This window comes from Streptomyces sp. NPDC001920 (assembly GCF_053594495.1).
Map to the genome: position 1 here is coordinate 98,626 of NZ_JBSFEP010000010.1, position 17,967 is coordinate 116,592.

Sequence of the window (17,967 nt, forward strand, 5' to 3'; positions counted from 1 at the left end):
AGACGGTAGAGAAATTCATCCGCCTTGTGAGACACCTCGGGTGCGGCACGGACGCGGACCGGGGGCGCGTGTCGGACGCATATGCCCTGGGCGTGCGCCCTGCACCGCCGAGCCCGCCGACGCGCCCCCCGTACGGCGGGACCGCGGCCGCCGAGGGGTCATCCTCGGTCCGCCCGGGCCTCAGCGCCGTACGTGACCGTCGCCCGTGACGATGTACTTCGTGCTCGTCAGTTCCGGCAGCCCCATCGGACCGCGTGCGTGCAGCTTCTGCGTGGAGATGCCGATCTCCGCGCCGAAGCCGAACTGGCCGCCGTCCGTGAAGCGCGTGGAGGCGTTCACCGCGACCGTGGTGGAGTCGACCAGTTGGGTGAAGCGGCGGGCGGCCTGCTGCGAGGTCGTCACGATGGCCTCGGTGTGACCGGAGGTCCACAGGCGGATGTGCTCCACGGCCTTGTCCAGCGAGTCCACCATCGCGGCGGCGATGTCGTACGACAGGTACTCGGTCTCCCAGTCCTCCGCGGTGGCCTCGACGACGGTCGCCTTGGAGTCCTTGGCGTACGCCAGCACCCGCTCGTCGGCGTGCACGGTCACCCCGGCCTCCGCGAGGGCGTCCAGGGCGCGCGGCAGGAACTCGGGGGCGATGTCCTGGTGGACCAGCAGCGTCTCGGCGGCGTTGCAGACGCTGACGCGATGGGCCTTGGAGTTGATCAGGATCTCGATCGCCGTGTCGAGATCGGCGTGGGCGTCGACGTAGACATGGCAGTTGCCGGTGCCCGTCTCGATCACCGGGACGATCGACTCCGAGACGACCGTCTGGATCAGCGAGGCACCGCCGCGCGGGATCAGCACGTCGACCAGGCCGCGGGCGCGCATCAGCTCCCGCACGCTCTCGCGGCTCTCCCCGGGCACCAGCTGCACGGCGTCGGCGGGCAGGCCGGCGCCGCCCACGGCGTCGCGGATCACCCGGACGAGGGCGCTGTTCGACTCGTACGCCGAGGCCGAGCCGCGCAGCAGCACGGCGTTGCCGGACTTCAGGCAGAGGGCGGCGGCGTCCACGGTGACGTTCGGACGGGCCTCGTAGATGATCCCGACGACGCCCAGCGGAACGCGGACCTGGCGCAGGTCGATGCCGTTGGGGAGGGTGGACCCACGGACGACCTCGCCGACCGGGTCGGGCAGCGCGACGACGTCCCGCACGTCGGAGGCGATGGCCCGCACCCGCTCCGGCGTCAGCGTCAGCCGGTCGATGATGGCCTCGCTGGTACCGGCCTCGCGGGCCTTGGCGATGTCCTTGGCGTTGGCCTCGACGATCTCACTCGTACGGACCTCCAGGGCGTCCGCGATGGCGAGCAGCGCGTCGTCCTTCTCGGCCCGCGGCAGCGGGGCGAGGTCGGCGGCGGCGGCCTTGGCGCGGTAGGCGGCCTGGGTGACCGGGGTCATGGCGTCGTACGGCGAAAGCGAGGTCATGAAAAGAAGGGTAGTGCGCTTGTTGAGCCCGCTCCTCGCTCGTCCCGAACCCCGAGACAAGCTCCACAGGCTGCTCAAGGCGCCCAAGGCCGTCAAAACGGGTGGACGCCCACCGGGGTCGCCGGCAGCGGACCGTAGCCTTCCGCGATCCGCTGGTGGTAGGTCTCGCGGTCGATGACCTCCAGGCCGACGATCTCCCAGGGCGGCAGCCCCGCGGTCTGCCGGTGCTCGCCCCACAGGCGCAGGGCCACGGCGGCCGCGTCGTGCAGGTCGCGGGCCTCTTCCCAGTAGCGGATCTCGGCGTGGTCGCCCGCGTATCTGCTGGTCAGCAGAAAGGGGTGGTCGTGCGCGAGTTGTTCGAGGGCGCGCCGCACCTCCTTCAGGGGTGCCTCCCGGCCGGAGACGCTGAGGGTGACGTGCCACAGGCGGGGCAGGTCCTTGGGCTCCTCGTACCGGCCTCCGGCCGTGACGCTCGACAAGGCGCGCTCCTCACCCGCCGCACGGGGCGAGGCCCCACCGGCACTGCGGGACGCCGTCCCAGGGCGCACTCGTCTCACGACGGCCTCCTTTACGCAGTGACCGACTCGGTGGTCGTGCGGAATGTGTCCCTGAGAGAAAAGTTGAGCAGGCCGCAAGCAGTCGCGGGGCGATTTTGCGGAACGTCCACCTCAGGGCGACTTCCATAGCAGGGCGTTCCCCCCGTTTTCGGCCGGGTTCCGCGGGCCGGGCCCGGCCCGCGGAACGCTCAGGACTCCAGGATCACCAGGTCGTCGCGGTGCACGACCTCCCGCTCGTACTCCGCTCCCAGCTCCCGTGCGAGCTCCCGTGTCGACCGCCCGAGCAGCTGCGGGATCTCCTTGGCGTCGAAGGCCACGAGGCCGCGGGCGACCGCGCGTCCGGCGCCGTCGCGCAACTCGACCGGGTCGCCCGCGCTGAACTCGCCCTCCACCGCGGCGATCCCGGCGGGCAGCAGCGACTTGCGGTGCTCCACGACCGCCCGGACCGCGCCGTCGTCCAGGGTCAGCGAGCCCTGCGGGGTGGACGCGTGCTGGAGCCACAGCAGCCGGTCGGCGGAGCGCTTGCCGGTGGCGTGGAAGTAGGTGCCGGTGTCACCGCCGGCCAGACCCTCGGCCGCGTGGACCGCGCTGGTCAGGACCACCGGGATACCGGCCGCCGCCGCGATCCGGGCCGCCTCGACCTTGGTGACCATGCCACCGGTGCCGACCCCGGCCTTGCCCGCGCTGCCGATCTCGACGTGCGCGAGGTCCTCCGGCCCGCGTACCTCGGCTATCCGCGACGTGCCGGGCTTGCTGGGGTCGCCGTCGTAGACGCCGTCCACGTCGGACAGCAGCACCAGCAGGTCGGCGCGGACGAGGTGGGCCACCAGGGCGGCGAGGCGGTCGTTGTCGCCGAAGCGGATCTCGTCCGTGGCCACCGTGTCGTTCTCGTTGACGATCGGGAAGGCGCCCATGGCGAGCAGCTTGTCGAGGGTCCGCGAGGCGTTGCGGTGGTGGGCGCGGCGGCTCATGTCGTCGCTGGTCAGCAGCACCTGGCCGACCCGTACGCCGTAGCGGGCGAAGGAGGCGGTGTAGCGGGCGACGAGGAGGCCCTGGCCGACGCTGGCGGCGGCCTGCTGGCGGGCCAGGTCCTTGGGGCGCCGGCGCAGCCCCAGCGGGGCGAGTCCGGCGGCGATGGCGCCGGAGGAGACCAAAACGATCTCCCGCTCCCCGCCGCTGCGGCTCTTGGCGAGGACGTCGACGAGCGCGTCGACGCGGTCGGCGTCCAGACCGCCCGACGCCGTGGTCAGCGACGAGGAGCCCACCTTGACGACGATCCTGCGGGCCTCGCGCACACCCTGCCTTACCCCTGCCACCTGTGCTGTTTCCCCTCGCATGCGTCCGGTTCCCTGCTCGGCAATCTACGCGAAGCGGATCGCGGCGCGCGCGGGGATTCCAGCCCGCGGACAGACGAGCGGTAACGCTTTGCTCACGGTTTGCGTACGGCAAAAAGGTTGCGTCGGTTGCCTATAGGAAACAACGGCACGGCGAACCTACGTTGAACGCCGTGTCACACGATGCTCACCAACTTCACCGCGGCAAGCGCCTCCTCCTCCGCTCGGGCAAGAGTCCGTACGACGTGGTTTCCGTCGAGGAGGCCCTGCACCGGGACGTCATCGCCACCAACTCCGGCAACCTGATCTTCAGCGACGCCACCCACAAGATCCTGCAGACCCCGCGCACCGAGGTCGTCTCGAACGGCATACGCACCGACGTCTCCGCGGCCGCCCGGATCAACGAGGAGTACGACGCCTTCGTCGTCCCGCTCGCCAACGCGTTCCGTCCCTCGTTCGAGGCACAGCTGAAGCGGCTGACGCGACTCATCACCAGGCTGCGGATCCCCGTGGTCGTGGTGGGTGTCGGCGCCCAGGCCGGGCTCGGCTACGACGCGGCACGGCTGGCGGGCATCGAGCCGGCGGTGCGCGAGTTCGTCTCCGCGGTCCTCGACCGCAGCGCATCGATCGGCGTCCGGGGCGAGTTCACCGAGCAGTACCTCAAGAACCTGGGCTTCCGGGACGTCGAGGTCATCGGCTGCCCGTCACTGTTCCTGCACGGCAAGGACCTCACCGTCACCCGACGGGAGCCCGCCCTCGGTCCCGACGCCCGGATCGCCGTCAACGGCTCGCACAAGGCGGTCAGGTCGCAGGGCCTGCAGCGGGTCATCACCCGCGCCCACGCCCGTTACCCCAACCTGCGCTTCATCGGTCAGAACATCAGCGACGCACGGCAGTTGCACTGGCGGGACCTGTCCGACCCGAACGGCCTGGTCACCGCCATGCCGACGCACCCCGACCACCCGATGTACCGCGAGGACAAGGTGCGCGTCTACATCGACCCGGTCACCTGGATCGACGACCTGCGCGCCTTCGACTTCTCCTTCGGCTCCCGCATCCACGGCAACATCGCCGCGCTGCTCGCCGGGACACCCGCGACCGTGCTGTGCGGCGACTCGCGCACGCTGGAGCTGTGCCGCTACTTCGACATCCCGCACCGCCGGATCGACAAGCTGCCCGCGGACCTCGACCCGGCGCAGTTGTACGCGGAGGCCGACTTCGGCGCCCTGATGAGCGGCCACCAGGAGCGGTTCGAGCGGTTCACGGCGTTCCTGGACCGCAACGGTCTGGAGAACACGTTCACGCACGGCGACGGCGGCGCCGCCTTCGAGGAGCGGATGCGGTCGCTGTCCTTCCCGGCGGGCATCCGCCCCTGGAACGACGCCGATCTCGCCTCGCTCGCCAGCCGGTTCGGCTGGCTGCAGAGCCGGGTCGGCGAACTCGCAGCGGACAACGACCGGTTGAGACGCGAACTGGCCCGCGCCGCAGGTCCGGGCGGGACGCTCCCGACCACGTCCGTCTACCGCAGGGCGCGTCGCGTGGTGGGCGCCCCGATCCGGCGGGCGTTGCAGTCGGGACGCTAGGAACCTGCTCACCACCCGGGGCACTCCAAGGCCGCCGTACACGCGCGTGTCGTCTGTAGGTGGGCGCGCGTTAACCCGGACGCACGACGTCCCGCGCCGACCTTGGAGTGACCCCGTTGCCCACACCCTTGTCCCGTATCCCGGCGAGAGCGCTCGTCACGGCTCTTCTGGTCGCGGCCTTCGGCGCCCAGGCCGTGGCGGCGCTGCGCCCCCACGTCCCGCTGCTGCTGGCCGCGACGCTCGTGTCGCTGGCCATGGAGGGCGTGCTGTACCGCTGGCAGCGCGGCATGCTGTCGGTCTTCGCCAAGTCGCACGCGGACATCACCGTGCGGCACGTGCTGCGGGACCTGCTGCTGGTGGTGGGTCTGCTGCGGCTCGGCGAACAGCAGCGCGAGACGCTGTACGCCCCGCTGGTCGCGGGCCTCCTCGCCTTCTACGCCCTGCACTGCGCGATCCAGGCGCTCTCCGTCGTGGTCCGCCGCACCCGCACGCTACCGGTGGTCACCCGCAACATCGACGCCTCCGCGCTGCGCCTCTCCCCCGCCCCGCCCCAGTTGCTGCGCCGCCCCGGCGACCGGCTGCTGGTCTTCGGCCTCCCGGCCACGGCGGGCCTGCTGATCACGGCGGCCACCGACGACCCGCGCTGCGCGGCCCTCGGTATCGCGCTCTCCCTCGGAATCGCTCTGGTCGGGCTGTACGACCTTCTCGTACGGCTGCTGCCGGGCCGGCGTCCGGCGGGCGAGCAGGAGGCGCTGAACTGGCTGGACGCCTGGCTGGCTCAGTACCGGCCGACGGTCGGCCTGTACTTCTCCGGCGGCGCCTCCTCGGCGTACCAGGCGAACATGTGGCTGGAGCCGCTCGCCAAACTGGACGGCCGTCCGCTGATCGTGCTGCGCGAACGGTTCATGGTGCCGAAGATCGCGCCGACCGACGTCCCGATCCTGTGTCTGCCGAAGGTCTCCACGCTGATGCGCCTGGAGCAGTCCTCGCTCCAGGTCCTGATCCACCCGTCGAACTCGGGCAAGACCTCCCAGGTGCTGCGCATCCCCACGCTCAAGCACACGTTCGTCAACCACGGGGAGAGCGACAAGCTGTCGTCCTGCAACCCGTACGCCAAGGCCTACGACGAGGTGTGGGTGGCCGGTCCCGCGGCACGGGAGCGGTACGCGACGGCCGAGGTGGGTGTCGAGGACAAGGACGTGGTGGAGATCGGCCGCCCGCAGCTGGATGCCGTACGGCCCTACGAGGGCCCGCCGAGCGGTACGTACACGACGGTCCTGTACGCGCCGACCTGGGAGGGCTGGGACGGCAACCCGGGCAACACGTCGGTGATCGAGGCCGGCGAGAACCTCGTACGGGCGCTGCTCGCGGACCCCGCTGTCCGGCTGCTGTACAAGCCGCATCCGCTGACGGGGTCGGTGGATCCGCGGGCAGGGGCGGCGGATCTGCGCATCCGTGAGCTGATCAGGGCGGCGAACCGGGAGCGGACCGGCGAGCGGCCGCAGGACACCGGCGAACTCGCTCTCCACACCAAGGAGTTGGACCGGCTCACCACGACCGACGTCCGGGCCGGCGCCGACCAGGTGGAGCGGATGCTGCTGCAGGGTGCGCCGGAGCCGGGGCGTGCCGAGGCGGTCACGCGCGCGACCGAGGCCTGGGAACAGGCGTACTGGACCTCGCTGCCGCAGTGGGAGCACCAGGTCGTCACGGCCGCCCGGCCCTCGCTGTACGCCTGCTTCAACGTCGCCGATCTGCTCGTCAGTGATGTGTCGAGCGTCATCAGCGACTTCCTGGCCAGCGGGAAGCCGTACGCGGTGGCGAACACCAGCGGCCTCGCGGAGGACGTGTTCCGCAAGGCTTTCCCGACGGTGCGCGCCGCGACCGTGCTGACGCCCGACGCGGCCGGGGTGCCTGAGCTCCTCGACGCGGTGCGGCACCCGGAGAAGGACGAACTCGTCGAGGCCCGGGCGGAGCTGAAGCGGCACCTGCTGGGTCCGGACGAGCCGACGTCACAGGTGCGCTTCAACGAGGCCGTTCAGGCGCTGTGTGCGGCGGCGCAGGAGCACCGGACGCGGATGGAGGAGCGGCTGGCCGCGGAGCTTCCGCCCGAGATCCCGGACCAGCGCCGCTCCGTCACGCCGCAGCAGCCCGCCCGCCCGGCGTAGTACCGCCCGGGCGCAGCATCCGTCGGGCCTTGCGGACCGCCCGCCGCAGGAACGAGTCGGCGCCGCCTTGCCGGTACCCGGGGAAGGCGCGGGCCTCGCGCGGTTCGGCGAGGTACACGGAGTCCGGTATGCCCGCGGAGGCATCCCTGAAGTGCGGGTAGGCGAGGTAGACACGGCGGCCCTTCTTCTCCAGGAGGGCCGCCGGCTGCTTCTTGGACTTGACGAACTCCACGACCGGCAACAGGAGTTCGGGACGCTGTTCGGCGACCAGGTGCAGCCGCAGGCGTTCTTCCACCTTGAGGCGGCGGGCGATGCCCGGCGTCCAGTAGGCGTCCATGAGGGGCTTGGCCAGTTCGAACTTGTGCCGCCTGACCTTCTCGCTGTCCTTGGCGTACTTGGGTCCGAACTGCGGGAGCAGGGTGACCAGGAAGGGGCGGATCATGAGCAGGTCGCGTCGGTCACCGGCGGGTATGTGCTCGGCTATCAGGTTCATCAGGGCGCGCGCGGAGTCGAAGCGCAGGGCGTAACCGCCGCTCTTCGTCACGTGCTTGCCGTCGTCACGGCCCACCAGGTAGTAGCAGGTGTAGTCGGCGATCACGGAGACGCCGTCGGCCCGCAGATACGCCTCCATCGTGAACAGCGCGTCCTCGCCGGTCCACAGGGACTCGTCGAAGCGCATGTGGTGCCGCGTCAGCAACTCGCGACGGAACAGCTTCTGCGCGCTCAGGGTGAACTTGATGTTGGACGAGAAGACGTCGGTACGGTCCAGCGTCTTGCCCCACATCGACTTGGGCGCGGTGCGGTTGACGCCCTCGACCCGCCCCAGCACGACGTCGGTGCCGTTCTTGTCGGCCATCGCGACCATGCGCTCCAGGGCCTCGGGGCCGAGCCGGTCGTCGGCGTCGAGGAAGAAGACATAGCGGCCGGCCGCCTTGCCCAGGCCGACGTTGCGCGGGCCGCTGGGGCCGCCGGAGTTCTCCTGTCGAATGACGGTCACCGGCATCGGCGCGCGGTCCGCGAACTGCTCCAGGCACTCGCCCGTGCCGTCCGTGGAGCCGTCGTCGACGGCGATGACCTCGATGCGCTCCGGATCGATGGTCTGTGCCTCGACTGACGCCAGGCACTCGATCAGGTAGGGCATCGCTTCGTACGCACCGATGATCACAGTCACATCAGGCTGCGTGACGGTCACTTTTCCCCCTAGTCAATGGGATATTCCCCCCGTATCGCCTCATTCGCTACCTGCTAGACGACTCGACGTCGCAAGCGGTTGCCTCACACCCCCGATTTAGTGACTCAGGCCACATATCGGCCCGACATGGACTCTTGCTGTCCGGGAACCCTCAAAGGCCGGCACGAAACGAAGCGGCCCCCGAGGATCACTCCTCGGGGGCCGCTTGGCCGGCTGCGCGGAATCAGGCCGTCACATCGTCGCCCGCAGCGGCCACCCGCTGCCCGGGAACGCTTGCCGGCACCGCCTCGGCGGCTCCGGCCGCCGCTCGTGACTCCTGACCGACATTGCGCGTCTCGGCCTTGATCGCGAGGTTCGCCACCGCGGTGTTGAACTGGGCGATGGAGGTGGGCTCGTCCGGGCCGAGCAGGTACCGCTTGAGGTCCTTGCGGTCCTCGGCCAGCGGGTCCGCCGCCGGATTGCGCACGGCGTCCAGCAGTTCGCCCAGCTCGGTCGCGCTGTTGGACAGGATCGTCGCGGCGCGCACGGCCGTGTTCTGCCGCTTGAACTCCTCCACGCCGACCTCGGCGGAGTCGGTGACGGCGTACGGCTTGCCGCTGGCGATGAAGTCGGAGACCACGCTGGATATGTCGGAGACCATCGCGTCGGAGACGTTGAAGCAGTCGTACAGACGCGGTTCGGCGCCCGTGATGACGCGGTGCTCGTGGCTGCCGAAGGAACGCCAGTACGCGTCGTTCCACTCGGCGCGCAGCCGGGCGATCTCCTCGTGCCTGGCGACGTCGACCAGGCCGTCGCGGGTGGCCTCGGCCTCGTCGCCACCGCTGCCCTTGCCGCCCCTGCCCTTGCCGGACAGTTCGGCGAGGCGGGCCTCGATGCGGGTCAGGTCGGCCTTGGCGGCGGCCTGCGCGGCGGCGTCGGCGGTGAAGCGCGGGTCGTCGGCGCGCTCGGCGGCGGCCTGCTGGACCAAGGCGGCGATCCGCTGGTTGGCGGCCTTGGCCTCGGCGCTGACGGTGCCGGTGAAGGGGTGCGGCTTGTACAGGACACGGACCGGCGGGTCGGCCTGCACCAGCTTCTTCACGATGTTCTCGCCGGCGAGCACGATCGAGGTGTTGCCGGGGTTGCCGTCCCAGCCCTCCCAGGTGGGCGCGTACAGCACGGTCGGGACACGGCCCTCGGGCACGCCCTGCCAGGTCCGGATGGGCGCCAGCTGCGGGCGGCCGACCTCGACGATGTCGTCGTCGCGGACGCCGACGTCGGCTATGGCGTAGCGGTCGCGGCCCGCGCGCCCGGCGGTCCACACCTCGTCGTAGACCTTGCTGTACGGATTGACACTGGCCAGCTTGTCGCTGTCGCCGTGGCCGATGAAGACGTGCTTCATGGTGGGGACGCGCAGCAGGTGGATGTTCTTGCCGACGTTCGCCGCGTACAGCGCGACGCGCACGGTGGACAGGTCCAGGTTCATCAGGTGCACCCCTCCGGGCACGCAGATGACGGGGACCGTGGTGGGCGCCAGGCTGTTCAGGATGACGCGCTCACGCAGGATGATCAGTGGCTTGGAGTCCAGCTGCTCCATCGTCTCCAGCCACATGTTGACCTGGTACGCGGAGTCCTTGGAGCCGGAGAAGTACAGCACCGTCTCGGGCCGGTACTCGGCCAGCCAGTCGTCGACGGCGGCCAGGACCTTCTCCGCGTTCGGCGGGATCTTCCGGCCGCGGACGTACGGGACGAGCGCGACCACGTACAGGCAGCCCAGGCCCACCGTGACACCGATGCCGATGAAGCCGACGACGGCCGACTCCAGGACCGCCGAGACCAGGATGCCGGCGACGGCCGCCAGGTCGAGGTGCAGCATCTTCTCGGCGGAGCGGTGCAGCAGCTTGCGCGGCGGGGCGTCCGGGATGCGGATGCGCGAGGCGAGGTCGACATTGCGGGTGGCGACCGGCATACGGCGGCGGTTGCGGATCAGGGTGACCAGCGCGCCGTGCGGGGCCTGAAGGCCGTAGAAGGCGATGAAGCAGGCGATGGCGCCGTAATAGATCAGATTGTCCGCGAGACCGAGCCGGGCCAGCAGCAGGATCAGCAGCAACTGCCGGATCAGGAAGCGGATCGACAGACCGGCCCGGACCTTGCTCAGGCGATTGACCAGATAGCTGCCCTTGCGGTGCAGATAGTGGTCCGCCAGGTACGTCACGGCGGCCGCGGCGGCGAAGGCGGGAACGCTCGGGACGAGCGCGGCCAGCATGAGTGCCGGGAAACCCAGCACCATGAAGGCCGCCGCGGCCAGCTCGGCCGCGCTGCCCACCCGGGCGACGCGAATAGCAGTGGATATCACGAAGAACCTGCTCAGGGGAGGGGCCGGTCTGAAGGGGGAAGGACTCAGGCCCCTGTGAATTCTTCGTGTACGAAGAATCGCAGAGGCCTGAATTCCATAAGGCTATTAACTGCTGATTATGCCATGCCGTCCTGGCGGTCCAGAACACTGGCCAGCGCCTGCTCGAAGCCGGACGCCTTGCCCGCGGCGGCAGTCGGGTCCTGCTGGCGGACGTCGATGACATGGCCGGTCAGCTCGGACAGCAGCACGTCGAGGGAGGTGCGGGCGACGGCCTCGGAGGAGAGCAGGCTCCCCGCGGGCTCCTGACCGAAGGCCTTGGTGCGCATCGGGGTGGCGGTGCGCTCCGGGTTGATGCAGTTCACGCGGACGCCGTCGCCGGCCCACTCGTCGGACAGGGCCTGGGTGAGGTTCACCATGGCGGCCTTGGTGGAGGAGTACAGGCTGTACTCGGCGCGGCCGCGGGTGTAGCTGCTGGAGGTGTACAGCAGCAGCTGGCCCTTGGTCTCCGACAGGTACTTGTACGAGGAGCGCGCGATCTGCACCGGGGCGAGGTAGTTGACCTTCAGCGCCTCCTCGATGGTGGCGTTGTCGGTCTCGGCGAGCTTGCCTATGCGCAGGACGCCGGCGGTGTTCACGACGTAGTCGATACGGCCGGTCTCGGCGTACGCCTTGGACAGGGCGTCGTCGACCTCCTCCGGGTTCTCCACGTGCGTGCCGGTGGTGGAGCGGCCCAGGGCGTAGACCTTGGCGCCGTAGGACTCGGCGAGTTCGGCGATGTCCTTGCCGATGCCGTACGAGCCGCCGAAGACGACGACGGTCTTGCCGGTCAGCAGCTCGCGGTAGACCTCCTCGCCCTTCTGCTCCGGGGCGGCCGTGGAGGCGAGCTGGAAGAGCTTGTCGGCGATGAAGACGTCGACGGGCTGCGTGACCTTCATGTTGTACTCGTCACCCGCGACGACGTGGATCGGCACGTCCGGCAGGTACTTGAGCACGACGGAGCAGTCGTCGGTGGCCTGGAAGTTGGGGTCACCGGCGGCGACCTCGTAGGCCCGCTTGATCGTGGACAGCTTGAAGGCCTGCGGGGTCTGGCCGCGGCGCAGGCGGGAGCGGTCCGGGATCTCGGTGATGAACTCGCCGTCCTCGCCGTGGGTGCGGGTGACGATGATGGTGTCCGCGGACGGGATGGCGACGTCGACGGCCTGGTAGCGCTCCAGGGCCACGACGCAGTCGTCGATGACGCGCTGCGACAGCAGCGGGCGGACGGCGTCGTGGAACAGGACGTTCAGGTCCTCGCCCTCGGCCAGGCCCTCGCCGAGCGCCTCGATGGCGCGCTCGGTGGTCTCGTTCCGGGTCGAGCCACCCTCGATGATCTTCTTGACCTTCGTGAACCCGGCCTTGGCGACGATCTTCTCGACGTCCGGCACGTAACCCGGGGCCATCAGCACGATGATGTCGTCGATCGAGTCGGCCTTCTCGAAGGTGGTCAGGGTGTGCTCGATGACTGCCTTGCCGGCGATCTTCAGCAGCTGCTTGGGGATCGACAGACCCACGCGCTGACCGGTACCGCCGGCCAGGATCACTGCGGTGGTACGGGGCTTGGCTATGTGCTGGGACACAGGTGACCTACCTTGTGGCGACTGGGAACTTGGAAATGGTCCCACTTGTGGTTACCGCAGTGCAAGGTGAGCGACCCCGGCTGCATATGTGCGCGCAACCCGTCATTCACCTTGTACGCATGGTCATTGTCGAGAGGTCCTGTGAAGGTCTCGGCGAATTGCTGTGAGTAACGGCACAGGTTCACCGAAGCCGTGGCCGCCCGGGACGACGACGGCCGAGCACCCGCACGAGTTCCTTCCTCGACGTCTGGTGAACCGTACGCGACTTGACGGCGGCGGCGCGCCGCACAGGCAGGACAAAAGGTGCATGTCGGCCCACAATTCACGCCACGTCCCGCGTATTCGCCCCGCCGTCTCCGCGTGATCCCCGCGCCGGCCCCGCCGGCCCGTCACGGGGCGCCGATCTTCACGTCACCGGGACCGGGGATGCACGTGTTCTTCATATCCGTCACAGCGTCGCTCCGGACAGCTGTGAATAGCGCTCCGCGGGGCAGTTCATCGGCGCGGAATTCCTTATCAAGATTCCGCAGCATTTCTGTATCGGCGAGGGACCGAGGGATTCGTGCCATCGCGAGGGGCCCGGGACGCACATGAGTCCCGGGCCCCTCGTCAGGTGTGACGTGAGTTACACGACTTCGACGCCCGGCCGCCCCGCCTCCACCCGGAGCCGGGCCCGCGTGCTCGGCGTCGCCGTCGGCTGCCGGACCGTGTCCACGATCCTGACCTGCGCGTCGATGCCGTCGCGCCGGATGTCGAAGAGGTGGTAGCCGCGGTGGGCGTCGAGCAGCTTCCAGTGCGGGTTGTCCGGGACGCGCGGGTCCCACTCCCGGTGGAAGGCGTCCTGGTCCTGGTCGCCGTTGCTGGAGACGGACGTGCCCACGAACTCGGCACCCACGACGTCGGAGTCGGGGTCCGCGTAGTCCTCCTTGAGGTCGCTGATCATCGTCAGGTGGCGGTCGCCGGTGAGCACGACCGGGTTGCGGACGTCCTTCAGCTCCCGCATCAAGGCGTTGCGCTCGACCTGGTAGCCGTCCCAGGCGTCGTAGTACCAGAGCTTGCCCTCGCCGACCTTGAGGTCGGTCTCGCCCATCATGATCTGCGAGCCGATCAAGTTCCAGCGGGCCGGTGAGTACCGCAGCCCGTTCAGCAGCCACCGCTTCTGCTCGGCGCCCAGCATGGTGAGTGAGGGGTCCTGGGCGCCTTCCTGGCTGGTGGCCTGGTCGCTGCGGTACTGCCGGGTGTCCAGCACACTGAGCCGGGCGAGGCGGCCGAACTCCAGACGGCGGTACATCTGGATGTGCGGGCCGTTCGGGACGGCGCTCGCCCTGACCGGCATGTGCTCGTAGAACGCCTGGTAGGCCGCGGTGAGGCGGGCCACGAAGGCGTCGTGCGGCTGCTTGTCCGGGTCCTGCGGGATGTCGCCGGCGAAGTCGTTGTCTACCTCGTGGTCGTCGAAGGTGACCACCCACGGCGCGTTCGCGTGCATGGCGGCGAGGTCGGGGTCGGTGCGGTACTGGGCGTACCGGTTGCGGTACTGGACCAGCGTGTAGGGCTCGTCGTTGCCCTCGTGCCGGCGCAGGGCCGTCGCCGACGGCCGGGACTCGTATATGTAGTCGCCGACGAACAGGACGAAGTCGGGATCCTGGGCCAGCATGTCGGCGTACGGAGTGAAGTAGCCGTGCTGCCAGTTCTGGCAGGAGGCCAGCGCCATCCGCAGCCGTCCGCCCGAGCTGTACGCGTGGGGTGCGGTGCGGGTGCGGCCGACGGGCGAGATCTGGCCGCCGGCGCGGAATCGGTACCAGTAGGTGCGGCCCGGGCGCAGCCGTCGTACGTCCACATGGACGCTGTGCCCCAGCTCGGGCCGGGCCTCGGCGACGCCCCGGCGGGCCGGTTTTCTGAACCGCTCGTCCTCGCAGATCTCCCACTCGACCGGAACGACGGCGTCGGGCATGCCGCCGCCGTTCAGCGGGTCCGGCGCGAGGCGCGTCCACAGCACGACACCGTCGGGCAGGGGGTCACCGGAGGCCACACCGAGGCTGAACACCCCGTCGGGCAGCGGCGTTTCGGCGGCTCGCGCGGTGGCCGGCAACCACAGCTGGGCCGAGGCCGCCGCGCCGAGCAGCGCTGCTCCGGCGGTCAGAAAGCGGCGTCGGTCGGGGGACATGGACCCGGTCTCTCCGGTCATCGTCGAACTCCCTTGCTTCGCTGGCCTCTTGGGCACTTCGGATGCTCATGCTTGTGGGCGGACCGCCCGCTGAACGGCATACTTCGCGTGCATGACAAACAGGGAGACAACAGAAGACCCGCTGCGGCACGAGAACGCGCCCTTGCCACAACGGGTCTGTCGGTCGGTCAGTGATTGAACCCCGGCCGGGTCAGTAATTGAAGCCCTGGCCCAGCTTCGCGCCGGCCGCGACCGTGCCGAGGGTCCCGGCACCGAAGGTGAACGAGCCGGTCGGGGTGATCCCGGACGATGTCGGCTTGAACACCCACACCGACCCGGCGTTGGCGTTCTCCCCCGGTGCGCCGACGACGAGTTCCGCGCGGCCGTCGTGGTCGGCGTCCACGAGGTGGGTGGCGCGGCCGAAGTCGTCGCCGGTCTCCGCCACGCCCGGAACGCCGGCGGTGTTCTGGTTGACCCCGGTGGCGCCGGCGCCGGTCAGCCCGCCCGCGCCGCCGCGCAGCACGACGACCCCACCGGCACCGCTCACCCCGTCGAAGTCCTCGCCCGGGACGCCCGTCGACACATCGGCGTACCCGTCACCGTTGACATCGGCGACCGAGACGTCCGCCCCGAAGCCGTCCATGCGCTCGGCGATGCCCGGAACGCCGGCGCTGTCCTGGTTGACGTACATCGCCCTGGTGCCGTCGGGGCCGCCCGCGGTACCCGGAACGAAGGCGACACGGCCGCCCATGGGGATCGGGGTGTCGACGTCGCTGTCGTAGCCGTCCACGGGGCGCCCGACCACGACGTCCGCGATGCCGTCGCCGTTCACGTCACCCAGGTCGAGGGACTCGCCGCCCTCGATCCGCCAGCCCCGGCCGTCCCGGAGCACGACCTTCTCCGCGAGCCCGTCCGGCGTGCCCCGCCAGTAGGTGACGCGGCGGAAGTCGTACTCGTCGCCGTCGTTCATGGTGGCGACGACGTCGTCGACGCCGTCACCGTTGACGTCACCGGTGTCCAGGTCCAGGAAGCGGGGGTCGGAGTCGTCGAGGACGAGCTGCTCGCCGCCCTTGGCGGAACCGTCCCGGCCGAAGGGGCCGCGGACGACCCGGAGCTTGACGTAGCTCTCCACCACGACCAGGTCCGGCGCCCCGTCACCGTTCACGTCGCCGACGCTCAACTGCCCCCGGGAGCTGAGCCGGTCGTAGGTGCCGCGCCCGTACGCGAGCGGCGCCCCGCCGGACAGCCCGTTCGCCCCGCCCCACAGGACCTGTACGAGGCCGGTCTCGGCACCCCCTTCGACCGAGTCCTCCCCGGTGACGCCGACGATCAGGTCCGCGTACCCGTCCTGGTCGAGGTCGGCGGCGCTGACCGCGCTGCCGAACCGGTCGTCGGTCTCGGCGGAGTCGGTGACGCCGGGGGTGTTCTGGCTGACCACCTGCCGGGAGGCGGTCCTCAGCCCGCTCGCCGACCCGTACACCACGGCCACGTAACCCGCCCGCGCCTTGCCGTCCACGGTCGCCTCGGGCGCCGCGACGGCGAGGTCGGAGTACCCGTCACCGTTGAAGTCGTCCTGGAGCTTCCCCGTGGCCGACGGGGTGTCAGCGGCCGCGTGGGTCGCGGGCACGACGGCCGCTGCGGTCACCGCCAGGACGACGGCGAGGCTCGTGCGCCAGGTTCCGGTGCGCCTGTTCAAGGGTGCTGTCTCCTGTCGTCTGCGTGGGGGAACGGCCGTACGGGACGTGGCGGGCGTGATCGGCCGGTACGAGGACGTCGTCACCGTCAGTCCGCCAGCGCGCTGCCGAACCGGGCCCCGGCCGCGGGCAGGCCCATCGTGGTCGGGCCGAACGAGGAGGAGCCGCTCGCGGTGATGCCGCTGGAGGTGGCGGAGAAGACCCACACGGAGCCGTTGCCGGCGTTCTCCGCGGGCGCGCCGACGACCAGACCGTCCTTCTTGTCGCCGTCGGCGTCGACGAGGGTGGTCTCCGCGCCGAACTTGTCGCCCTTCTCGGCCGTGCCGGGAACACCGCTGGTGTTCTGGGTGAACACCTTGGAGCCGCTTCCGGTCAGGCCGTTCGCGCTGCCGCGCAGCACGAGCACGGCGCCCGCGTCGGTGACGCCGTCCAGGTCCTCGCCGGGGAGCCCGGTCGCCACGTCGAGGTAGCCGTCGCCGTTGGTGTCGCCGACGGACAGGCCGGAGCCCATGCCGTCCGCGTGCTCGGCCGTGCCGGGCACACCGGTCGTGTCCTGGTTGATCACCACCGGCTTGCGGGTGGTGGAGAAACCGGCCGGGCCGCCGTGCACGACCGTCAGGGAGCCACCCCGGAAGGGGGCCTGGGCACTGTCGTACATGTCGTCGGAGCGGCCGACGACGATATCGCCGTATCCGTCCTTGTTCAGGTCGCCGATCACGGCGTCCTCGCCGCCGACGAGCCTGCCCTGCGCGTCCTTGAGCCGGCCCTTCGGGGTGAGCCCGCCGCTGCCGCCCGTGAGGAGGGCGGTTTCGCGCGAGTCGGGCGACCCGTTGCCGCCCATGCGCACGACGACGTCGGCGACCCCGTCGCCGTTGACGTCACCGGCGGTCAGCGAGTGCATGCGCGCCGACTCCCCGGCGAAGACGCGGAAGGAGTCCTTCTTCGCCGCCTCTCCGGTCCGGGTGAAGGGACCGTGCCACACCGTCCCGTCCGCCTCGTCGGTGCCGGTCACCCACTCGTCGGTGGTCGACGTCACCACGTCCGGGCGCTTGTCACCGTCCACGTCCCCGACGGTGAATCCCCCCTGCCACTCGCTCTGCGGGGCCCAGGTCAAAGAGGTCGCCGTGGCCGAAAGTCCCTTGGGACCGCCCCAGTTGACGACAAGGGCGTAACCGTTCTCGTGCAGGTACTGGCCGACGACCGACAGGAGGTCCGCGTACCCGTCCCCGTCCAGGTCCGCGCTCTGCAGCCGTGCTCCGTACTCGCCGTGATACTCGCCGGACGGCCGGGTCAGCACCTGCTTGCGCGAGGTCGACAGCCCGCTGGAGGCGCCGTACACGACACTGATCGCGCCCTCCTTCGTCTCGCCGTCGGGCGCGGTGCCCGGCGCCCCGATCGCCAGGTCGCGGTACCCGTCCCCGTTGAAGTCGTCGTGCAGGCGCTTGGCGCTCGGCGTGGCGGCGGTGGCCTCGCCGGTGGCGGCGTCGACAGCGGGCACCACGAACGCTCCGGCGACGACGGCGACGCCCGTGGCGAGGGCCAGACGGCTGCGGCGGGAGACAAGGGTGCGGCGGCGGGCACGCGAAGCCAGGGGGACCATGGCGAACTCCGGGGATCGAGTGGGGCGGTGGGACTGCGTGCCGAGGTTCAAGATCCTCTTCACGCCGCCCAGTACGACTCACCGGGGAGGGCGGGGGTTGCCCTCGAATACACCGGAATTTTTCACGGCGTCAACCGATTCGGTCAGCGGTGCCTCGCGGCGCCGGCCCGGGTGGCCCGTGCCGCCCGGGGAGCCGAAGCCCCCGGTCGACGGCAGCAGAAACGCCGGGGCGCATGTCAGCACCCCGGCGCCCTCACCGCAGG

The 17,967-nt window shown here is 70.4% G+C and carries 11 protein-coding genes; 2 read left to right on the forward strand and 9 right to left on the reverse strand.

From position 1 onward, the window contains the following. Positions 1-180: 180 nt before the first annotated feature. The 3 genes from ACWCPI_RS18595 to proB all read right to left on the reverse strand — a co-directional run bounded on the left by ACWCPI_RS18595 (position 181) and on the right by proB (position 3,361). Positions 181-1,467, reverse strand: coding sequence for a glutamate-5-semialdehyde dehydrogenase (locus ACWCPI_RS18595; protein ID WP_451039135.1), 1,287 nt, complete (start codon positions 1,465-1,467; stop codon positions 181-183). A 92-nt stretch (positions 1,468-1,559) separates the two neighbouring features. Beyond that, the gene (locus ACWCPI_RS18600) at positions 1,560-2,015 is read right to left on the reverse strand and encodes a hypothetical protein (RefSeq protein WP_451039306.1); all 456 of its coding nucleotides are present in this window, start codon (positions 2,013-2,015) and stop codon (positions 1,560-1,562) included. 197 nt (positions 2,016-2,212) lie between these two features. Further along, on the reverse strand, positions 2,213-3,361 hold the full coding sequence (proB, locus tag ACWCPI_RS18605) for a glutamate 5-kinase (RefSeq protein ID WP_451039136.1): 1,149 nt from the start codon (positions 3,359-3,361) through the stop codon (positions 2,213-2,215). A gap of 170 nt (positions 3,362-3,531) precedes the next feature. Between proB and ACWCPI_RS18610 the strand changes: the two genes are divergently transcribed. After that, the gene (locus ACWCPI_RS18610; RefSeq protein ID WP_451039137.1) at positions 3,532-4,941 is read left to right on the forward strand and encodes a polysaccharide pyruvyl transferase family protein; all 1,410 of its coding nucleotides are present in this window, start codon (positions 3,532-3,534) and stop codon (positions 4,939-4,941) included. A 116-nt stretch (positions 4,942-5,057) separates the two neighbouring features. Further along, the gene (locus ACWCPI_RS18615; protein WP_451039138.1) at positions 5,058-7,106 is read left to right on the forward strand and encodes a hypothetical protein; all 2,049 of its coding nucleotides are present in this window, start codon (positions 5,058-5,060) and stop codon (positions 7,104-7,106) included. Here the strand turns inward: ACWCPI_RS18615 and ACWCPI_RS18620 are convergent. The 6 genes from ACWCPI_RS18620 to ACWCPI_RS18645 all read right to left on the reverse strand — a co-directional run bounded on the left by ACWCPI_RS18620 (position 7,075) and on the right by ACWCPI_RS18645 (position 17,767). After that, positions 7,075-8,298, reverse strand: a complete 1,224-nt coding sequence (locus tag ACWCPI_RS18620) for a glycosyltransferase family 2 protein (protein WP_451039139.1) — start codon at positions 8,296-8,298, stop codon at positions 7,075-7,077. The genes ACWCPI_RS18615 and ACWCPI_RS18620 overlap by 32 nt on opposite strands. Positions 8,299-8,521: 223 nt before the next feature. Beyond that, entirely contained in the window at positions 8,522-10,600 is a 2,079-nt protein-coding gene (locus ACWCPI_RS18625) for a hypothetical protein (protein ID WP_451039307.1), read from the reverse strand. A 146-nt stretch (positions 10,601-10,746) separates the two neighbouring features. Next, positions 10,747-12,246: a D-ribitol-5-phosphate cytidylyltransferase gene (locus ACWCPI_RS18630; RefSeq protein ID WP_388799216.1), complete on the reverse strand. Its 1,500-nt coding sequence runs from the start codon at positions 12,244-12,246 to the stop codon at positions 10,747-10,749. Between the two features lie 625 nt (positions 12,247-12,871). Continuing rightward, on the reverse strand, positions 12,872-14,431 hold the full coding sequence (locus ACWCPI_RS18635) for an alkaline phosphatase D family protein (RefSeq protein ID WP_451039140.1): 1,560 nt from the start codon (positions 14,429-14,431) through the stop codon (positions 12,872-12,874). A gap of 190 nt (positions 14,432-14,621) precedes the next feature. Next, positions 14,622-16,106 carry an FG-GAP-like repeat-containing protein gene (locus tag ACWCPI_RS18640; protein ID WP_451039141.1) on the reverse strand — a complete coding sequence of 495 codons (1,485 nt, stop codon included), beginning with the start codon at positions 16,104-16,106 and terminating at the stop codon, positions 14,622-14,624. 86 nt (positions 16,107-16,192) lie between these two features. Then, positions 16,193-17,767 carry an FG-GAP-like repeat-containing protein gene (locus tag ACWCPI_RS18645; RefSeq protein WP_451039142.1) on the reverse strand — a complete coding sequence of 525 codons (1,575 nt, stop codon included), beginning with the start codon at positions 17,765-17,767 and terminating at the stop codon, positions 16,193-16,195. Positions 17,768-17,967 lie beyond the last annotated feature (200 nt).